Below are 16,741 nucleotides of genomic sequence, written 5' to 3' on the forward strand. Positions count from 1 at the left end.
GGTCACGTGAACCGGATGCCGATCAGGCGCTGGAGCAGGATGAAGGCGAAGAGCAACCCGCCGATCACGATCTTGGTCCACCAGGAGTTGAGGCTGCCGTCGAACGTGATCAGGGTCTGGATGACACCCAGCACCAGCACACCGAGGACGGTGCCGAAGACGTAGCCGGACCCCCCGGTGAGCACGGCGCCGCCGATGACGACGGCGGCGATCACATCCAGCTCCATGCCGACGGCGATCAACGGCGCGCCGGACAGGGTGTAGAAGGACAGCAGGATCCCGCCGACGGCCGAGCACAGCCCGCTGACCGTGTAGACCGCGATTCGGGTCCGGCCGACCGGCAGGCCCATCAGCAGCGCCGACTGGGCGTTGCCGCCGATGGCGTACACGTTGCGGCCGAAGCGGGTGTAGGCCAGCACGTACGCGGCGACGAGGACCACCGCGAACGCGACCAGCACGCTGATCGAGACGAAGTTCCCGGCGGGGTTGCCGATCCGCGCCTGCGACATGGTGGTCCAGAAGCCGTCGGTGATGGGGATGGAGGCGTCGCTGATGAACGTGCAGATGCCACGGGCGAAGAACATGCCGGCGAGGGTGACGATGAAGGGTTGGATGTCGAAGACGTGGATCGCGCAGCCCATCAGGAAACCGAGCGCCGGGCCGATCAGCAGCGCGATGACGAGCACCAGGGCCGGGGGCAGCCCGTCCTGGAGCAGGGCGGCCGACACCATGGCCGTCATGGCGACCACCGAGCCGACCGACAGGTCGATGCCGCCGGTCAGGATCACGAAGGTCATGCCGACCGCGACGACGAGCAGGAACCCGTTGTCGATGAAGACGTTGAAGACGACCTGGATGTTGGAGAAAGCACGGTACTGGGACACGCCGATGCCGTACGTGACCAGCAGCAGGACGAGGGTGGCCAGGACCGGGACGTGCCGCCGGGGAAGGTGCGGCCGCCAGGTGCGCCCGGTGGTCAATGACGTGCTGCTCATGCCGGCACCTGCTCCTTCTTCCGCTGCGGCGCGGCCGGCCCGGGCGTGCGGTCGCTGCGGCGCCGGCGGAACTTCGCCCGGAAGGCCGGCGACTGGATCAGGCAGACGGCGATGACGACGACCGCCTTGAACAGCAGGGACGTCTGCGGCGAGATGTTCATGGCGTACACCGTGGTGGTGAGGGTCTGGATGATCAGCGCGCCGAGGACGGTGCCGCCGAGAGAGAACCGGCCACCTGCCAGCGACGTGCCGCCGATCACCACCGCGAGGATCGCGTCGAGTTCGATCCACAGGCCGGCGGCGTTGCCGTCCGCGCTGGACACGTTCGCGGTGATCATGAAACCGGCGACCGCTGCGCAGGCGGCGCTGAGCACGTACACCAAAAAGACGACGCGACCCGAGCGGATGCCGGCCAGCCGGCTGGCCTCGGCGTTGCCGCCGACCGACTCGACGATCAGCCCGAGGGCGGTGCGGCGGGTGAACGCGGCGACCAGCAGGGCCGCCGCGAGGGCGATGAAGATGGCCAGCGGCAGGGTCAGGAAGTGGCCGAGCCCGATCGCCCGGTACGGGGCGGAGTTGATCGTGATGATCTGGCCCTCGGTGATCAGTTGGGCCAGTCCTCGGCCGGCCACCATCAGGATCAGCGTGGCGATGATCGGCTGAATGCCGATGACGGCGACCAGCAGCCCGTTCCACGCGCCGAGCACGAGCGCGGCGCCGAAGGCCAGGGCCAGCGCGGTGAGGACGGTGGACGGGCTGTTCCGGTCAGTCGCCGTACTGATGTGGAGACAGGCGATGGCACCGCTGATGGCGCAGAGCGAGCCGACGGACAGGTCGATGCCGCCGGTGGCGATGACGAGGGTCATGCCCAGCGCGACGAGGATCAGCGGGGCGCTCAACCGGAGGATGTCGATCGGGGTGCCGTAGAGGTGGCCGTCGTTGACCTCGATGGAGAGGAAGCCCGGCCGGTAGACGGTGTTCACGGCGATCATGAGCCCCAGCACGAGGACGGGCCAGAACAGGCGGTGGCCGGTCAGCGGGCGGAGGCGCTCGGCGACGGTGTTGATCGGTTCACCTCCTCCCGGTGGGTTCCGCTGGCGATGGTCTGCATGACGCGGTCGGCGTCGAGGGTGGTGTCGTTGTCGAGCTGGGCGACCATCGTGCGGTCGCGCATGACGGCGACCCGGTGACTCAGGCGCAGCACCTCCTCGAGCTCGGCGGAGATGAACAGCACGGCCATGCCGCCGTCGGAGAGCTCCACCACCAGCTTCTGGATCTCGGCCTTGGCGCCGATGTCGATGCCGCGGGTGGGCTCGTCGAGGATGAGCAGGCGCGGCTCGGTGATCAGCCAGCGGGCCAGCAGCACCTTCTGCTGGTTGCCGCCGGAGAGGTGGCGCACCGGCAGGTCCGGATTCGCCGGGCGGATGCGGAGCGCCTTGACGTACTTCTCGACGAGCTCGTCCTGCCGGCGGCGAGGGATGGGCCGCAGCCAGCCGCGCGCCGCCTGCATCGCGAGGATCATGTTCTCGCGGACGGACAGCTCGGGGACGATGCCCTCCGCGCGGCGGTTCTCCGGGCTGAACCCGATGCCGCGGTCGATGGCCTGGATCGGGGTTCGCAGCGACGCCTTGCCGCCGTCCACCCGGACCTGACCGTGGTCGGCGCGGTCGGCGCCGAACAGCAGCCGCGCCACCTCGGTACGGCCGGAGCCGAGCAGGCCGGCCAGGCCGACCACCTCGCCGGCGTGGATGCGCAGGCTGAACGGGGTGACCCCGCCCTTGCGCCCCAGTTCCGCGGCTTCCACCAGCGGGGTCGAGTCGGACGGGGCGGCGATGTTCCGCTTCTGCTGCTCGTCGAGCCGCTCCAGGACGTCGAGTTCCTTGCCGATCATCTTCTCGACGAGGGTGAGCTGCGGCAGCTCAGCGGTCCGGTACTCCCCCACCAGGCTGCCGTTGCGCAGCACCGTGATCCGGTCGGCGATGCCGTAGACCTGGTCGAGAAAGTGCGTGACGAACAGGATCGCGACGCGCTCGTCCCGCAGTTGACGCATGATCCGGAACAGCTGCGCGACCTCACCGGCGTCCAGGCTGGAGGTCGGTTCGTCCAGGATGAGCACCCGGGCCCGCACGTCGATCGCCCGGGCGATGGCGACCATCTGCTGCACGGCCAGCGAGTACGTCCCGAGCTGCGCGGTGACGTCGATGTCGAGGCCGAGCCGGGCCAGCAGATCGCGCGCTCGCCGGCGCATCTCACCCCACCGGATGAGGCCGAGACGACGGGGCTCCCGTCCGATGAAGATGTTCTCGGCGACCGAGAGGTTGGTGCAGAGATTGACCTCCTGGTAGACGGTGCTGACACCGGCCGCGGCGGCCTGCATCGGCCCGGTGAGAAAGACCTGCTCCCCGGCGAGGGTGATGATCCCCTCGTCGGTGTCGTAGACGCCGGTCAACACCTTGATCAGGGTCGACTTGCCGGCGCCGTTCTCGCCCATCAGGGCGTGGACCTCGCCCGGGAACAGCCGGAAGTCGACGTTGTGCAGCGCGCGGACCCCGGGGAAGGTCTTGGTGATTCCGGTCATGGTCAGGACCGGATGGCTACCCGTCATCCCATCGGACCTCTTCTGGATGGCGTCGGTGCGGCAACGAGGTGGAGTCAGTACTTGCGGTTGGGTAGCGCCTCCTTGGCCTGTTCCTGGGTGAAGGTGGTCTCCTCGGTCTCAATCCGGGCAGGCACCTGCTCGCCGGCGTGGATCTTCTTCACCAGGTCCATCAGCTGAGGACCGAGTAGCGGGCTGCACTCCGCGATGAAGTTGAACTTGCCGTCCGCCAGCGCCTGCATGCCGTCCTTCACCGCGTCGATGGTGACGATGACGATGTCCTTGCCGGGTGTCTTGCCGGCGGCGGTGATCGCCTCGACCGCGCCCAGACCCATGTCGTCGTTGTGCGCGAACAGCACGTCGATGTCCGGGTTGGCCTTGAGGAACTGCTCCATGACCTGCTTACCGCCGGCGCGGGTGAAGTCACCGGACTGGGAGGCGATGATTTTGAGGTTGGGGTTGGCGGAGATCGCCTCGGCGAAGCCCTTCTTGCGGTCGTTGGCCGGCGCGGAGCCGGTGGTGCCCTGCAGCTCGACGATGTTGACCGGCCCGGTCGCCGACCTGGTGTGCTCCACCAGCCACTCCCCGGACAGGCGGCCCTCCTTGACGAAGTCCGAGCCGAGGAACGTCTTGTAGAGCGTCTTGTCGGCCGAGTCGACGGCGCGGTCGGTCAGAATGACCGGGATCCCGGCGTCCTTGGCCTCCTTGAGGACGGTGTCCCATCCGGACTCGACCACGGGCGAGAAGGCGATGACGTCGACCTTCTGCTGGATGAAGTTGCGGATCGCCCGGATCTGGTTTTCCTGCTTCTGCTGGGCGTCGTCGAACTTCAGCTCGATGCTCGCCTCGGCGGCGGCCGCCTTGATCGAGCTGGTGTTCGCCGTCCGCCAGCCGCTCTCCGCGCCGACCTGGGAGAAGCCCAGAACGATGTTGTCGTCGCCGCCGCCGGTATCGCCGGTGTCGCTGTTGCCGCAGGCCGCCACGCCGCCGGTGAGCAGCACGGTGGCGAAGGCCGCGATGATGGTACGTGCGGTTCTCCTGGTTCTCATCTGTTCGCTCCTCAGGGTTGGGCATCCGGACCTCGGGTGCGCCGGGCGTGCGATCCGGGTGTGGCGGTGGGGTTGGCGCGAGAAGGGGTGGTGCCGGATGAGCGGTGCTGGTCAGGAGGTTGCCGGTCGCCCGGTCGCGCCGCGCTGGCCGTAGACGTTCTGGTACCGGTCGTGCAGCGAGTCGATGTCGGCCTGCGCGATCGGCAGCGGCTGCCCGAGTGCGCGGGCGAGGTGCGCGGTACGTGCGACGTCCTCGCACATCACCGCTGCCTTGACCGCCGCGCGGGCGTCCCTGCCGATCGTGAAGACCCCGTGGTTGCGCATGAGCACCGCGGGCGATCGGTGCCCGGACAGCGTGCTGACGATCCCCTTGCCGATGTCATCCCCGCCGATCAGCGCGAACGGCCCGACCGGGATCTCTCCGCCGAACTCGTCGGCCTGCGCGGTCAGCCAGCACGGGATCGCCTCGCCGCGGGCCGCCCAGGCGGTGGCGTAACCGCTGTGCGTGTGCACGACACCGCCGACCTCGGGCATCGCGCGGTAGACGTAGGCGTGGGCGGCGGTGTCGCTGGACGGGGAACCGGCCCCGTCGACGACCGTCCCGTTCAGGTCGCAGACCACCATGCAGTCCGCCGTCAGGTCGTCGTAGTCGACGCCGCTGGGCTTGATCACCATCAGGTCCTGGCCGGGCACCCGCGCCGAGACATTGCCGGCGGTCCACGCCACCAGGTCGTACCGGGTCAGCTCGCGGTGCAGGCGGGCCACGGTCTCCCGCAGCCCGGTCACCTGCCGAACGACGTCGCTGTTCATCCGGCCACCTCCAGAACCGTGTCGGCCGGCACCGCGGTCGCGTCGACCGCGTTCCGGATCGCCCGCAGGCGGAGCATGACGTCGTTGGCGCCCCGGCCGAAGTGGTCGTGCAGCGCCCGGTACTCGGCGTACAGGGCGTCGTACGCGCGGACGTTCTCCGGGTTCGGCTGGTAGACACCCTCGTCCACCCGCCCCATCGCCGCCGAGGCCTCGTGGATCGTCGGGTACGCCCCGGCGGCGACCGCCGCGTGGATGGCCGCCCCGAGCGCCGGCCCCTGGGCGGAGCCGATGATGCTCAACGGTCGGTTGGTGACGTCGGCGTAGATCCGCATCAGCAGCCGGTTCGAGGTGAGCCCGCCGGCGACGACCAGGTCGGTGACCGGCACCCCGGCCGCGACGAACGCTTCGATGATCATTCGGGTGCCGAACGCGGTGGACTCCAGCAGCGCACGGTAGATGTCCTGCGGCCGGGTGGCCAGCGTCAAACCGACGATCAGACCGCTGAGGTCGTGGTTGACCAACAGCGAACGGTTGCCGTTCCACCAGTCGAGCGCCACCAGGCCATGAGCGCCGACCGGCTGGGCGGCGGCCAGCTCGGTGAGCCGCTCGTGCGAGTCCACCCCGGCCGGGGCGGCGTGCCGGACGAACCAGCCGAAGATGTCGCCCACCCCGCTCTGCCCGGCTTCGTAGCCCCACGCGCCGGGGCTGATGCCGCCGTCGACGACACCGCACATGCCGGGCACCTCGACGGGATGGGTGCCGTTGAGGATGTGGCAGGTGGAGGTGCCCATGATCGCCACCAGCCGGCCGGGCCTCAGGGCCTGGGCGGAGGCGGCCGTGACGTGCGCGTCGACGTTGCCGACCGCGACCGCGATGCCCTCCGGCAGGCCGGTCCAGGCCGCGGCCCGGGCGCTGAGGCTGCCGGCGCGGTCGCCCAGGGGCAGCAGCGGGCCGTCCAGCTTGGTCAGGAAGTCCGCGAAGCCCGGGTTGAGCGCGCTCAGGTAGTCCGTCGACGGGTACCGGCCGTCCTGCCGGAGACCCTTGTAGCCGGCGGTGCAGACGTTGCGGGTCTCGGTGCCGCACAGCTGCCACACGATCCAGTCGGCCGCCTCGACGAAGCGCTCGGCGCGCCGGTATGTCTCCGGGTCCTCCTCCAGGATCTGCAGACCCTTGGCGAACTGCCACTCGGCGGAGATCTTGCCGCCGTAGCGGCCGATCCACGACTCGCGGCGCTCGTACGCCAGCGCGTTGATCCGGTCGGCGTGCGGCTGCGCGGCGTGGTGCTTCCACAGCTTCACCCAGGCGTGGGGCCGGTGGCGCAGGTCGGGGATCTCGCACAGCGGGGTGCCGTCGGCAAGGGTCGGCAGGACGGTGCAGGCGGTGAAGTCGGTGCCGATGCCGACGACCCGGGACGGATCGACGCGGGCGGCGGCCAGCGCGGCGGGGACGGCGTGGCGCAGCACGTCCCGGTAGTCCTCCGGGTCCTGCAGGGCCCAGTCCGGAGGCAGCGCCGGCCCGCCGTCGGGGAGCGCGGACTCGATGACGCCGTGGCGGTACTCGTGCACCGCGGTCCCGACCTCCGCGCCGTCGCTCACCCGGACCACCAGGGCCCGCCCGGACAGCGTGCCGAAGTCGACTCCGACAACGTACCGCTCGTCTCGGCCGTCCACACTGGTCATAACCACCTCCGTGCGAACAGTGTTAGCGCTCACATCGAGTGCCGTCAAGACGTCTGCCCGCAACAGCTCCGTAACGGAAGCGACGGCACGCGCGGCGCTTCCCGGGCGGCGGGCCGCATCTCGAACGAGCTGACCGCCGGAGTTTGAACTGTGGGCTGCGGAACGAGGACCGTCATCAGTCATTTACATCGAACGATGTAATCGCTAACATGCGTCGTGTCATCCCGGCACGTTGAGCTACCACCACGGCGTACCGACCGGGTGGGCGCCGGTGAACAACCCGGCGTGATCCGATACACCGTCGGCCAACTGCGGGTAACTGGGCGGACCCCCGGCGGACCAGCGGCCGGTCCGGGCGAATCACGTCATCCGTCTCGCCGACCGGGGCAGCTCAACCATTCGCCGTATTCCGGCGCCGGCAGCCCTCCGCCGCCGCCGGTCACGTCTCGGTTGAGGAGGAGCACGTGCGCACACGCAAGAAATGGCTGATGGCCGTCCTGGGCGTCCTGTCGGTGACCCTCGCGGCGACGGTCGCCGGCGGGGCCGTCGCGCCCCGGCCCGCGCAGGCGCTGAACAACGGCGTCGCCCGCACCCCGCCGATGGGTTGGAACACCTGGAACACGTTCGGCTGCAACATCAACGAGACCCTCATCCGGCAGATGGCCGACGCGATCGTCAATCACGGCCTGCGCGACCTCGGGTACAAGTACGTCGTCGTCGACGACTGCTGGTTCAACCCGGAACGGGACGCGCAGGGCAACCTCCAGGCGCACCCGCAGCGGTTCCCGAGCGGCATGAAGGCACTCGGCGACTACCTGCACTCCCGGGGGCTGCTGTTCGGCATCTACCAGGGGCCACTGGACCAGACCTGCGCCCAGTACTTCGACAGCTTCCCCGGCTCCACCGGCAGCCTCAACCACGAGTACCAGGACGCCCGGCAGTTCGCCGCCTGGGGGGTGGACTACCTGAAATACGACTGGTGCTCCCCCACGGGAACCATCAACGACCAGGTGGCGCGGTTCGGCATCATGCGCGACGCGCTGGCGGCCACCGGCCGGCCGATCGTCTACAGCATCAACCCGAACAGCATCCATGAGAAGACCGGGCCGCAACGCAACTGGAGCGACGTGGCGAACCTCTGGCGGACCACCGAGGACATCACCAACGCGTGGGACACCGGCCAGACCAACGGCTACCCGATGGGCATCCAGAACATCGTCAACGTCAATGTGCCGCTCGCCGGCTACGCCGCGCCGGGCGGGTTCAACGACCCGGACATGCTGGAGGTCGGCAACGGCGGCATGACCGACACCGAGATGCGCAGCCACTTCGCCCTGTGGGCGATGATGGCCGCACCGCTCATGATGGGCAACGACCTGCGCTCGCCCAGCGCGGCGACGCTGAGCATCCTGCGTAACCAGAACCTGATCGCGATCAACCAGGATGCCCTCGGCCAGCAGGCGGTCCAGGTCTCCCACGACGGCACGCGGCGGGTCCTGGCCAAGCGGTTGGCCAACGGCGACGTCGCGGTCGCCCTTTTCAACCAGGGTGGCTCCACGACGACGATCTCCACCACGGCGGCGGCGATCGGCAAGAGCGGCACCTCGTTCACCCTGCGGGACGCGTGGACCGACGGCACCTCCACCACCAGCGGGACCATCTCCGCGAGCGTTCCGGCGCACGGCACGGTGGTGTACCGGGTCAGCGGCGGCGGCACCACCGAGCCGCCCACGCCGAGCACGTTCCGGCTGCGCAGCGAGTCCGCCGGGCGCTGCCTCGACCTCGACAACTCCAACACCGCCAACGGGACCGGCACCCTGATCTGGGACTGCCACGGCAACGCCAACCAGCAGATCACCCAGAGCGGCCAGACGCTGCGGATCCTCGGCAAGTGCCTGGACGTGCCGACGAACGCCGGCAACGGCACCCGGGTGCAGATCTGGGACTGCACCGGCGGCACCAACCAGCAGTGGACGTTCAACGGCAACGGCACGGTGAGCAACGTCCGCTTCCCCACGCTGTGCCTGGACGTCAACAACGCCGGCACCGCGAACGGCACAGCGGTGATCCTCTGGTCCTGCCACGGCAACGCCAACCAGCGGTGGAGCCGGGCCTGACCGCCAGCCGGGACCTGTCGGGCCGGCCGGGGCGGACGCACCCCGGTCGGCACGGCAGGTCCCGCGGGCGGAGCCGTCAGCGGCTGCCCGCGCGCTTGACCACCCGCCGCCACACCCTTCGACGACCTGGGAGTCACCGTGAAACTGACAGTCCCGCGCCGGGCCCGATCGACACTACGGCGCGGCGTCGCCGCACTCGCCGGCCTGGTCTGCGCCGTCGCCCTGCTGCCCGGCCCGGCACAGGCCGACAACCCGATCGTCCAGCACATCTACACCGCCGACCCGGCGCCGTTGGTGCACAACGGCCGGGTGTACCTCTACACCGGACACGACGAGGACGGCTCGACCTACTTCACCATGCGCGACTGGCGGGTCTTCTCCTCGACCGACATGGTCAACTGGACCGACCACGGCACCCCCATGAGCCTGGCGACCTTCGCCTGGGCGGATGCCAACGCGTGGGCCGGGCACGTCGTGCCGCGCAACGGAAAATTCTACTGGTACGTGCCGGTACGCCAGCGATCGACCGGGCAGATGGTGATCGGCGTCGGCGTCGCGGACAGCCCCACCGGCCCGTTCCGGGACGCGCTCGGCCGGCCACTGGTCGGCAACAACGAGATCGATCCGCACGTCTTCATCGACGATGACGGGCAGGCCTACCTCTACTGGGGCAATCCCAACCTGTGGTACGTGCGGCTCAATCCCGACATGATCTCGTTCTCCGGCAGCCCGACCCGGATCCCGCTCACCACCGCCGGGTTCGGCACCCGCACCGGCAACGCCAGCCGCCCGACCCTCTACGAGGAAGGGCCGTGGGTCTTCAAGCGCAACGGGCTCTATTACCTCGTGTTCGCCGCGGAGTGCTGCTCCGAGTTCATCGGATACTCGACCGCGCCCGGCCCGACCGGACCGTGGACCTACCGCGGGACGCTCATGCCCCGGCAGGGCAGCAGCTTCACCAACCACCCCGGCGTCATCGACTTCAACGGCGGGTCGTACTTCTTCTACCACAACGGCGCCCTGCCCGGCGGCGGCGGCTACACCCGCTCGGTCGCGGTGGAGAAGTTCACCTACAACGCCAACGGCACCTTCCCCACCATCAACATGACCGCCGCGGGCGCTCCGCAGGTCGGCACCCTCGACCCCTACGTGCGCCAGGAGGCCGAGACGATCGCCTGGGGCTCCGGCATCGAGACCGAGCCGTCCAGCGAGGGCGGGATGAACGTCGGCTGGATCGAGAACGGCGACTACATCAAGGTCAAGGGCGTCGCCTTCGGTGCCGGCGCGACCTTGTTCTCGGCGCGGGTGGCCTCCGCCACCAGCGGCGGCCGGATCGAGGTACGGCTGGACAGCGCCAGCGGCCCGCTCGCCGGCACCTGCACCGTCGGCGGCACCGGTGGTTGGCAGACCTGGACGACCACCACCTGCGGGGTGAGCGGGGCCACCGGCACCCGGGACCTGTACCTGCGTTTCACCGGCGGCGGCGGCAACCTGTTCAACGTCAACTGGTGGCAGTTCAGCGGCGGCGGCGCGGCCGCGACGACGTACCGGATCACCAACCGCAACAGCGGGCAGGTCATCGACGTCCAGCAGCCGAACCTCGACAACCTCGCCGTGGTCGGCCAGTGGAACAGCAACGGCGCCGCGTGGCAGCAGTGGCGCTTCCTCGACGCCGGCAACGGCAACGTGCGGCTGCAGAGCGTTCACAGCGGAAGGTGCGTCGACGTGATGGACTTTTCGACCGCCGACGGCGCCCGGATCGTGCAGTACACCTGCCACGACGGCCTGAACCAGGTGTTCAGCTGGAGCGCGACCGCCGACGGCCAGCACAACCTGGTCAACGCGAACAGCGGCAAGTGCCTGAACGTGGTGGGCGCCTCCACCACCGCGGGCGCGGCCCTGGAGCAGCGGACGTGCACCGCCGCGACCAGCATGCAGTGGTCGCGGTCCTGAGCGACGCGATGGCCCGGGGCCGGGTGGTGACGGCCATCGTCACCACCCGGCCCGCTTTCAGCTAGCTACGCAGGGTCCACTGCTGGTTGCTGCCGCCGTGGCAGGCCCAGAGGTGGACCTTGGTGCCGTTGGCGGTGCCCTGGCCGCTGGCGTCGAGGCAGAGCCCGGACTGGACGCCGGTGATGGTGCCGTTGGAGTTGACGCTCCACTGCTGGTTGACCTGACCGTTGCAGTCCCAGATGATCGCCAGGGTGCCGTTGGCGGTGCCCTGTCCCGACGCGTCGAGGCACTTGTTGCCGTACACCATCAGCTGCCGGCCGGCGGTGTACGTCCACCGTTGGTTCGTCCCGCCCTGGCAGTCCCAGAGCTGCGCCTGGGTGCCGTTGGTCGTGCTCGACCCACCGATCTCGAGGCAGCGGCCGGACTGCCCGCCGACGATCTGCCCGGTCTGCTGGCCACCGCCACCGCCGCCCTGCGGTCCGGCGGCCGCCATCACCGCCTGGGCTCCGGCCGGCCAGTTGCCGCTGGTTACCGTCACGTTGCCGGAGACGACGTTGCCCCGGTCGCCGTTGGTCACGTTGGTGCTGCCGTTGCTCGACCAGTTGTTGGTCACCGTGAAGTTGCCCATGTTCTCGGCGAACCAGTAGTTGGCGGTGGCCCAGGTGCCGGTGGCGGAGAAGACGTTGTTGCGGGCGGTGTAGTAGCGCGAGCCCTCGTCGAAATACAGCCCGAAGTGGCCATTGGTCCGCAGGCAGTAGTTGTCGCTGATCAGGCCGCCCGGGTTGGCCGACAGGGTGTAGATGCACCCGCCGTCGTTCATCTGCTGCATGACGTCGTGCACGTAGTTGCCGATCAGCCGGTTGTTCGACGCGGTGGTGGCCGTGCTGTAGCGCGGCTGATAGTTGTACAGGCCACGGTCGGCGTAGTGGTTGCTCCCGCCGGCGTCGTTGGATCCCCAGCCGTAGCCCATGGACATGCCGGTGTACGGCATGTTGTAGACCTCGTTGTACGACACGGTGGCGTTGGTGACGTAGGTGGTGAGCACCGAGACGATGCCCCGGTGCTCCACGCCCAGATCGTGCAGCCGGTTGTTGCTGATGGTGATGTCCCGGTTGACCATCCGCTGGTCGCTCGGGTGGTGGGCGTCGGCGCGCACCCCGCCCACGACGATGCCGCCGGCCACGTTGCGGGCGATCTCGGACCGGGTGATCGTGATGTTGCTGGCGCCGAGGCCGACCCCGCTGGCGTGGGCGTTGGCGTCGTTGCCGATCCCGATGGCCGTCTGTCCCAGATTGACGAACTGGGCGTCGGTGAAGGTGATGTTGTTGGCCGCGGAGACCTGCACGGCGGCGGGTGACTGGAGCCAGTTGGGCCGGGTGGCCTCAAACTGCGAACAGCCGTTGTGGCAGGTGCTGAAGCCGGGCCAGTTCCAGTTGCCCTGGATGTAGGCGCCGGTCTGCTGGTCGGCGTAGCCCTGGTTGCCGCTCGGGCCGAGCCAGCTGGTGCCGGTGAAGGTGATCCCGCTGAAGGTCAGGTGGTGTGCCGGCGCGTCGTACGTGCCGCCGACCTGCACCAGGGACTGCAGCGTCGGCAGCTCCACCCGGGCCGTCGTCATGTTCTGGCCGGCGAGCGGGATGTAGGAGAGTGCGCCGCTGCCCGGGTCGAGATACCACTCCCCCGGCGCGTCCAGGAACTCGTAGGCGTTGCTGAGATAGAGCGGCCCGGCCCGGTGCGGGCTGGTGAAGGTGTCGTACCCGAAGTTGTTGTTGCTCCAGCCGGGCTGCTGCATCCGGATCAGGTTTCCGCTGATGCTCTGCACCGACACGTACCGGTCGGTGAACGAGTTGACGCTCTCCATCTGGATCCGGCTCTGGTTGCCCAGGTTGTTCAGATAGCTCAGGGCGCTGTTGGTGAACCTCATGCCGGTGGCGTCCGCGGTGAAGTCGCCCCGGTTGACCTGGGTGCGCGCCCGGGTGGCGATCGCCCCGTCGACGTAGAGCTGCCGGCTGTCCACCCCGGCGCCGACGTTCGCCCGCCAGATGTTGCGGCCGGCGTCCGCGAGGGACCAGCCGGTGACCGCCCGGGCGCCGGTGAGCACAGGCCGCGCCGACGGCGCGGCCTGCCACACCACCCGGTATCCGTTCGTGCCGGAGTCGGCGGCGGTCAGCCGCAGCGGCGACGAGAGCCGGTACACCCCGTCGGCCAGTTGCACGACGATGTCGCCGGACATCGAGCCGGTCAGCGCTCGCACCGCGGTCTGCGCGGCGGTCAGCGAACACGGTTGGGCCGCGCTGCAACTGGTGCCGCTACCGGAAGGCGAGACGTAGAGGGTCGTGGTGGCGGCGAGCGCCGGCGTGGCGGACGTGAACACGGCGGCCGCGGCGGCCAGCGTCGCCGCCGCGGTTGCGGCCAGCACCCGCCCGGGCGCGGTAGGGGGTGAGGGTACGAACACCGGATGCTCCTTCTCTGGTCGGGAACGGTGGGATGGATTGACCGGACGCCCGCCACCGACGCGATGACGCCGCTCATCGGAGGATCCGGCGCAGATGGCCCAGGCCGTCGCGGGCGAGTCGGTCCTGCGACGGCGCGAGCGGACGCCAGATCGACGCGGCCGTCGCGATCGACTCGTTCTCCGTGGTGAACGACTCGATGCAGACCGCGCCGCGGTACCCGGTTGCGCGCAGGGCGGCGAAGAACCGCGGCCAGTCGAAGTGGTCGGCGCCGGGCGCGCCGCGGTTGGTGCCGCTGACCTGGACGTGCTTGATGCGCGACCCGGCGAGGGCGACGGCCGCGTACGGGTCGGCCTCCTCGATGTTCAGGTGATAGGTGTCGAGCATGATGCCGACGTGCGACGGCAGGCCGTCGAGCAGCTCGACGGTCTGCTCGACGGTGTTGACGACGCTCGTCTCGTAGCGGTTGAGCGCCTCCACCCCGATCGACACACCCCGCTCACCGGCGTGCTCGGCGACCGGTGCCAGCGCCCGGCGGAAGTCCGCGTAGCAGCCCGCGCGGGCCGCCGGGGTCATCCGCCAGGTGCGGCCGACCGAGGCGTAGACCGGGCCCCCGACACATGGCGCGCCGATCGCCGCGGCACTGTCCACGCAGCTCATCAAATAGCCCACTGTGGCGGCGATGACGGCCGGGGCGGCGGCCACGAGCTCCCGTCCCGGCGGGGTGACCGCGCAGACGCCGGCCGCGGTCAGGCCGTACGCCGCCAGCAGGTCCCGGGTGCGGGCCGGGTCCCAGTCGCCGGGCTGCTCGATCGGCAGCTCGATCGCGTCGAAGCCGAACCCGGCGATCCGCGGGACCAGCTCGGCCAGGGCGCGGTCGTCGACCGGCGAGGCCCACACCCAGGGGTTGACGCCGATGGCGTACACCGGCACCTACTTCCAGCGCCGCGGGTAGCCCGGCAGGTCGGTGCAGCCGCACATCGCGTAGTGCAGCGGCGGCAGGTCCGGGTCGAGGTAGCGGTCCAGGTTCTCCTGGGTGATCGTCGGCTGCGGCAGCTTCCACGGGTTGGCCACCGGCTGGCCGTCGAGGATCCGCAGCGCGGCGATGATCGGCGTACGCCACTGGTAGGTCGGGTAGGTCGGCGCGATCGCGGTGAGGCCCGCCTGCTTCCAGATCCTGAGGAAGTCGAGCTGGTCCTCACCGTTGATCGGCGGCACGGGCCTGCCGGCGTCCTGGAACGCCTCGACCGCGGCGACCGCCACCGCGCCGGCGTCCATCCAGACACCGTCGATCGTGCCGTACCGCTGGAGGTAGTCGTTGACGATCTTCTTGGTCTTGGCCGGGTCGCCGTCGGTGAACTCGACGCCGACGACATCGACGTTCGCCTTGTCGAAGGCGACCTTCGCGGCCGACCAGCGAGTCTCCAGCACGTCGACGCCGGGCAGGATCCGCAGGGCGAGCAGCTTGCCGCCGCGCTTCATCCGCTGGCTGACGAACTCCGCGCCGACGTGGCCGAAGCCGTAGCCGCCGATGGGGTTGATGAACGTCACCGGACAGCTGGTGTTCACGCCCCGGTCGAAGACGACGACCGGCAGGCCCGCCTTGCATGCCGCCTCGACGGCCGGGGTGAGCGTGGCGGTGGTGTTCGGCGAGACGACGAGCGCGTCGCAGCCCTTGCCGAGCAGGTCGTTGATGTCGGCGATCTGCTTCTGGTCCTTGCCTTCGGCGTCGACGTGCACGAACTCCCTGATCCGGCTCCGCTGCGCCTCGACCTCGGCCTGCATGGTCTTGAAGCCGACCTGCCGCCACGGGTTGTTCAGCGCCGCGTTGGAGAAGCAGAGCTTGTGCGGGCCGCGCCGCTTGAACTTCGCGGTCTCCACCATCGTCGGGTTGAGCGCCTGCTCCCACGGCTTGTCGGCCGGGCCGGTCGGCGCGGCGTCGAGCAGCGCGAGCTCGGCCTCGTAGTCGGCCCGCACGAAGAACTTCGACTGTTCCCCGGTGCCCGCCGCGCTGGCGGTCGGGCTGCCGGACGGGCTCGCGGCCGGCTCGTCGGTCGCGCAGGCGGCGAGGGAGAGCAGGGTGACGGCGGCCAGCGCCGCCATGCAACGTCGCACTATGTTTCCCCTATCTGGACGGTGAACGCGATGCCGAGAGCGCCACGGCGAGCAGGATGATCGCGCCCTGAACGGTCGATCTGAGGGCGCCGGAGACGCCGTAGAAATTCATCAGGGCGAGCAGGAGCTCGAGGGTCAGCGCGCCGAGCATGGCGCCGGCGACCGATCCGCGACCGCCGCCCAGCGCGACACCCCCGAGGACGACCGCGGTGATCGCGGCGAACTCCAGGCCGGCGCCGGCCTGGAACGACACCCCGCTGTAGCCGCCGAGCAGGATCGCCGCCACCGCCGCCGCGACGCCGCTGAGGACGAAGGCGATCGTCCGGTGCCGCCAGACGCGTACCCCACTCAGCTCGGCGGTGCGCGGGTTGTCGCCGACGGCGACCAGCGTGCGCCCGAAGTCCGAGCGCGCCACCAGCACGGCCAGCGCGCCGAGCGCGAGCAGCACGAGCAGGGCGTACGGGATGCGGCCGAGCAGTGGCACGTCCTCGACGGCCCGCCGGCCGAACCGGCGGAACTCCTCAGAGAGGGCGCCCTTGGGTGCGCCGTCGGACCAGTAGTAGACCGCGCCGACGAGGATGAGAAACATGCCGAGGGTGGTGATGAACGACGGCACCCGCAGCCGGGTGGTGATCAGACCGTTGACCAGCCCGACCAGCGCTCCGCAGCCGAGCAGCAGCAACACCACCGGCCAGGTGCGGGCCGGCTCGCCGTCGATGAGCCGGGCGGCGATGACCGCCTGCGCGGTGACCAGCGACCCGATCGACAGGTCGAACTCGCCAGAGACGATCACGAAGTACTGACCGGCGGCGAGCAGGATGATCGGCGCCGACCGGCCGAGGAACGACATCAGCGACGGCGGGGCGAAAAAGTCGGGCTGCCGGACGGCGACCAGGACCAGCAGCACGCCGAGGATCGCGAGGATGGGCAGCAGGCCGCCGGGGCGTACCCGCGGCCGCATCGGCAACGGTCGGGAT

At 69.9% G+C, this 16,741-nt stretch carries 12 protein-coding genes; 2 read left to right on the top strand and 10 right to left on the bottom strand.

The genetic code is table 11. The annotated features are described in order from the left end of the window. Positions 1-2: 2 nt before the first annotated feature. From yjfF to araB, 6 genes are all read right to left on the bottom strand, one after another. Positions 3-995 (bottom strand): galactofuranose ABC transporter, permease protein YjfF, encoded by a 993-nt coding sequence (gene yjfF / locus BLW47_RS23790; protein ID WP_091562699.1) that lies wholly within the window; start codon positions 993-995, stop codon positions 3-5. Continuing rightward, positions 992-2,062 carry an ABC transporter permease gene (locus tag BLW47_RS23795; RefSeq protein WP_091562703.1) on the bottom strand — a complete coding sequence of 357 codons (1,071 nt, stop codon included), beginning with the start codon at positions 2,060-2,062 and terminating at the stop codon, positions 992-994. Before BLW47_RS23795 ends, yjfF begins: the two co-directional genes overlap by 4 nt. Next, complete coding sequence (locus tag BLW47_RS23800) at positions 2,029-3,600, bottom strand: sugar ABC transporter ATP-binding protein (protein ID WP_091562708.1); 1,572 nt, start codon at positions 3,598-3,600, stop codon at positions 2,029-2,031. Before BLW47_RS23800 ends, BLW47_RS23795 begins: the two co-directional genes overlap by 34 nt. 47 nt (positions 3,601-3,647) lie before the next feature. Continuing rightward, complete coding sequence (locus BLW47_RS23805) at positions 3,648-4,640, bottom strand: ABC transporter substrate-binding protein (RefSeq protein ID WP_091562711.1); 993 nt, start codon at positions 4,638-4,640, stop codon at positions 3,648-3,650. 111 nt (positions 4,641-4,751) lie between these two features. Further along, on the bottom strand, positions 4,752-5,450 hold the full coding sequence (locus tag BLW47_RS23810; RefSeq protein ID WP_091562715.1) for an L-ribulose-5-phosphate 4-epimerase: 699 nt from the start codon (positions 5,448-5,450) through the stop codon (positions 4,752-4,754). After that, positions 5,447-7,129 (bottom strand): ribulokinase, encoded by a 1,683-nt coding sequence (gene araB / locus BLW47_RS23815; protein WP_091562718.1) that lies wholly within the window; start codon positions 7,127-7,129, stop codon positions 5,447-5,449. Before araB ends, BLW47_RS23810 begins: the two co-directional genes overlap by 4 nt. Before the next feature lie 488 nt (positions 7,130-7,617). Here araB and BLW47_RS23820 point away from each other — a divergent pair, with 488 nt between their 5' ends. After that, on the top strand, positions 7,618-9,246 hold the full coding sequence (locus BLW47_RS23820) for a glycoside hydrolase family 27 protein (RefSeq protein WP_091562771.1): 1,629 nt from the start codon (positions 7,618-7,620) through the stop codon (positions 9,244-9,246). 138 nt (positions 9,247-9,384) lie between these two features. Continuing rightward, positions 9,385-11,199, top strand: coding sequence for a family 43 glycosylhydrolase (locus BLW47_RS23825; protein ID WP_217634934.1), 1,815 nt, complete (start codon positions 9,385-9,387; stop codon positions 11,197-11,199). Between the two features lie 61 nt (positions 11,200-11,260). On the opposite strand, the gene BLW47_RS23830 is transcribed toward BLW47_RS23825, so the two are convergent. The 4 genes from BLW47_RS23830 to BLW47_RS23845 all read right to left on the bottom strand — a co-directional run bounded on the left by BLW47_RS23830 (position 11,261) and on the right by BLW47_RS23845 (position 16,725). After that, on the bottom strand, positions 11,261-13,651 hold the full coding sequence (locus tag BLW47_RS23830) for an RICIN domain-containing protein (protein ID WP_217634935.1): 2,391 nt from the start codon (positions 13,649-13,651) through the stop codon (positions 11,261-11,263). 73 nt (positions 13,652-13,724) lie between these two features. After that, positions 13,725-14,576 (bottom strand): sugar phosphate isomerase/epimerase family protein, encoded by an 852-nt coding sequence (locus BLW47_RS23835; RefSeq protein ID WP_091562779.1) that lies wholly within the window; start codon positions 14,574-14,576, stop codon positions 13,725-13,727. A gap of 6 nt (positions 14,577-14,582) precedes the next feature. Then, complete coding sequence (locus BLW47_RS23840) at positions 14,583-15,764, bottom strand: substrate-binding domain-containing protein (protein ID WP_245737034.1); 1,182 nt, start codon at positions 15,762-15,764, stop codon at positions 14,583-14,585. 10 nt (positions 15,765-15,774) lie between these two features. Further along, the gene (locus tag BLW47_RS23845) at positions 15,775-16,725 is read right to left on the bottom strand and encodes an ABC transporter permease (protein ID WP_245737045.1); all 951 of its coding nucleotides are present in this window, start codon (positions 16,723-16,725) and stop codon (positions 15,775-15,777) included. Between the last annotated feature and the right edge of the window lie 16 nt (positions 16,726-16,741).

Origin of the sequence: Micromonospora pattaloongensis, from assembly GCF_900107255.1 — a bacterium.
GTDB classification, from domain to species: Bacteria; Actinomycetota; Actinomycetes; order Mycobacteriales; family Micromonosporaceae; genus Micromonospora_I; species Micromonospora_I pattaloongensis.

What these genes read in the sequence shown, in the direction of transcription:
- BLW47_RS23805 (WP_091562711.1), bottom strand. Translation starts at nt 4,640, where the DNA reads ATGAGAACCAGGAGAACCGCACGTACCATCATCGCGGCCTTCGCCACC.
- BLW47_RS23800 (WP_091562708.1), bottom strand. Translation starts at nt 3,600, where the DNA reads ATGACGGGTAGCCATCCGGTCCTGACCATGACCGGAATCACCAAGACC.
- yjfF (WP_091562699.1), bottom strand. Translation starts at nt 995, where the DNA reads ATGAGCAGCACGTCATTGACCACCGGGCGCACCTGGCGGCCGCACCTT.
- BLW47_RS23845 (WP_245737045.1), bottom strand. Translation starts at nt 16,725, where the DNA reads ATGCGGCCGCGGGTACGCCCCGGCGGCCTGCTGCCCATCCTCGCGATC.
- BLW47_RS23810 (WP_091562715.1), bottom strand. Translation starts at nt 5,450, where the DNA reads ATGAACAGCGACGTCGTTCGGCAGGTGACCGGGCTGCGGGAGACCGTG.
- araB (WP_091562718.1), bottom strand. Translation starts at nt 7,129, where the DNA reads ATGACCAGTGTGGACGGCCGAGACGAGCGGTACGTTGTCGGAGTCGAC.
- BLW47_RS23820 (WP_091562771.1), top strand. Translation starts at nt 7,618, where the DNA reads ATGGCCGTCCTGGGCGTCCTGTCGGTGACCCTCGCGGCGACGGTCGCC.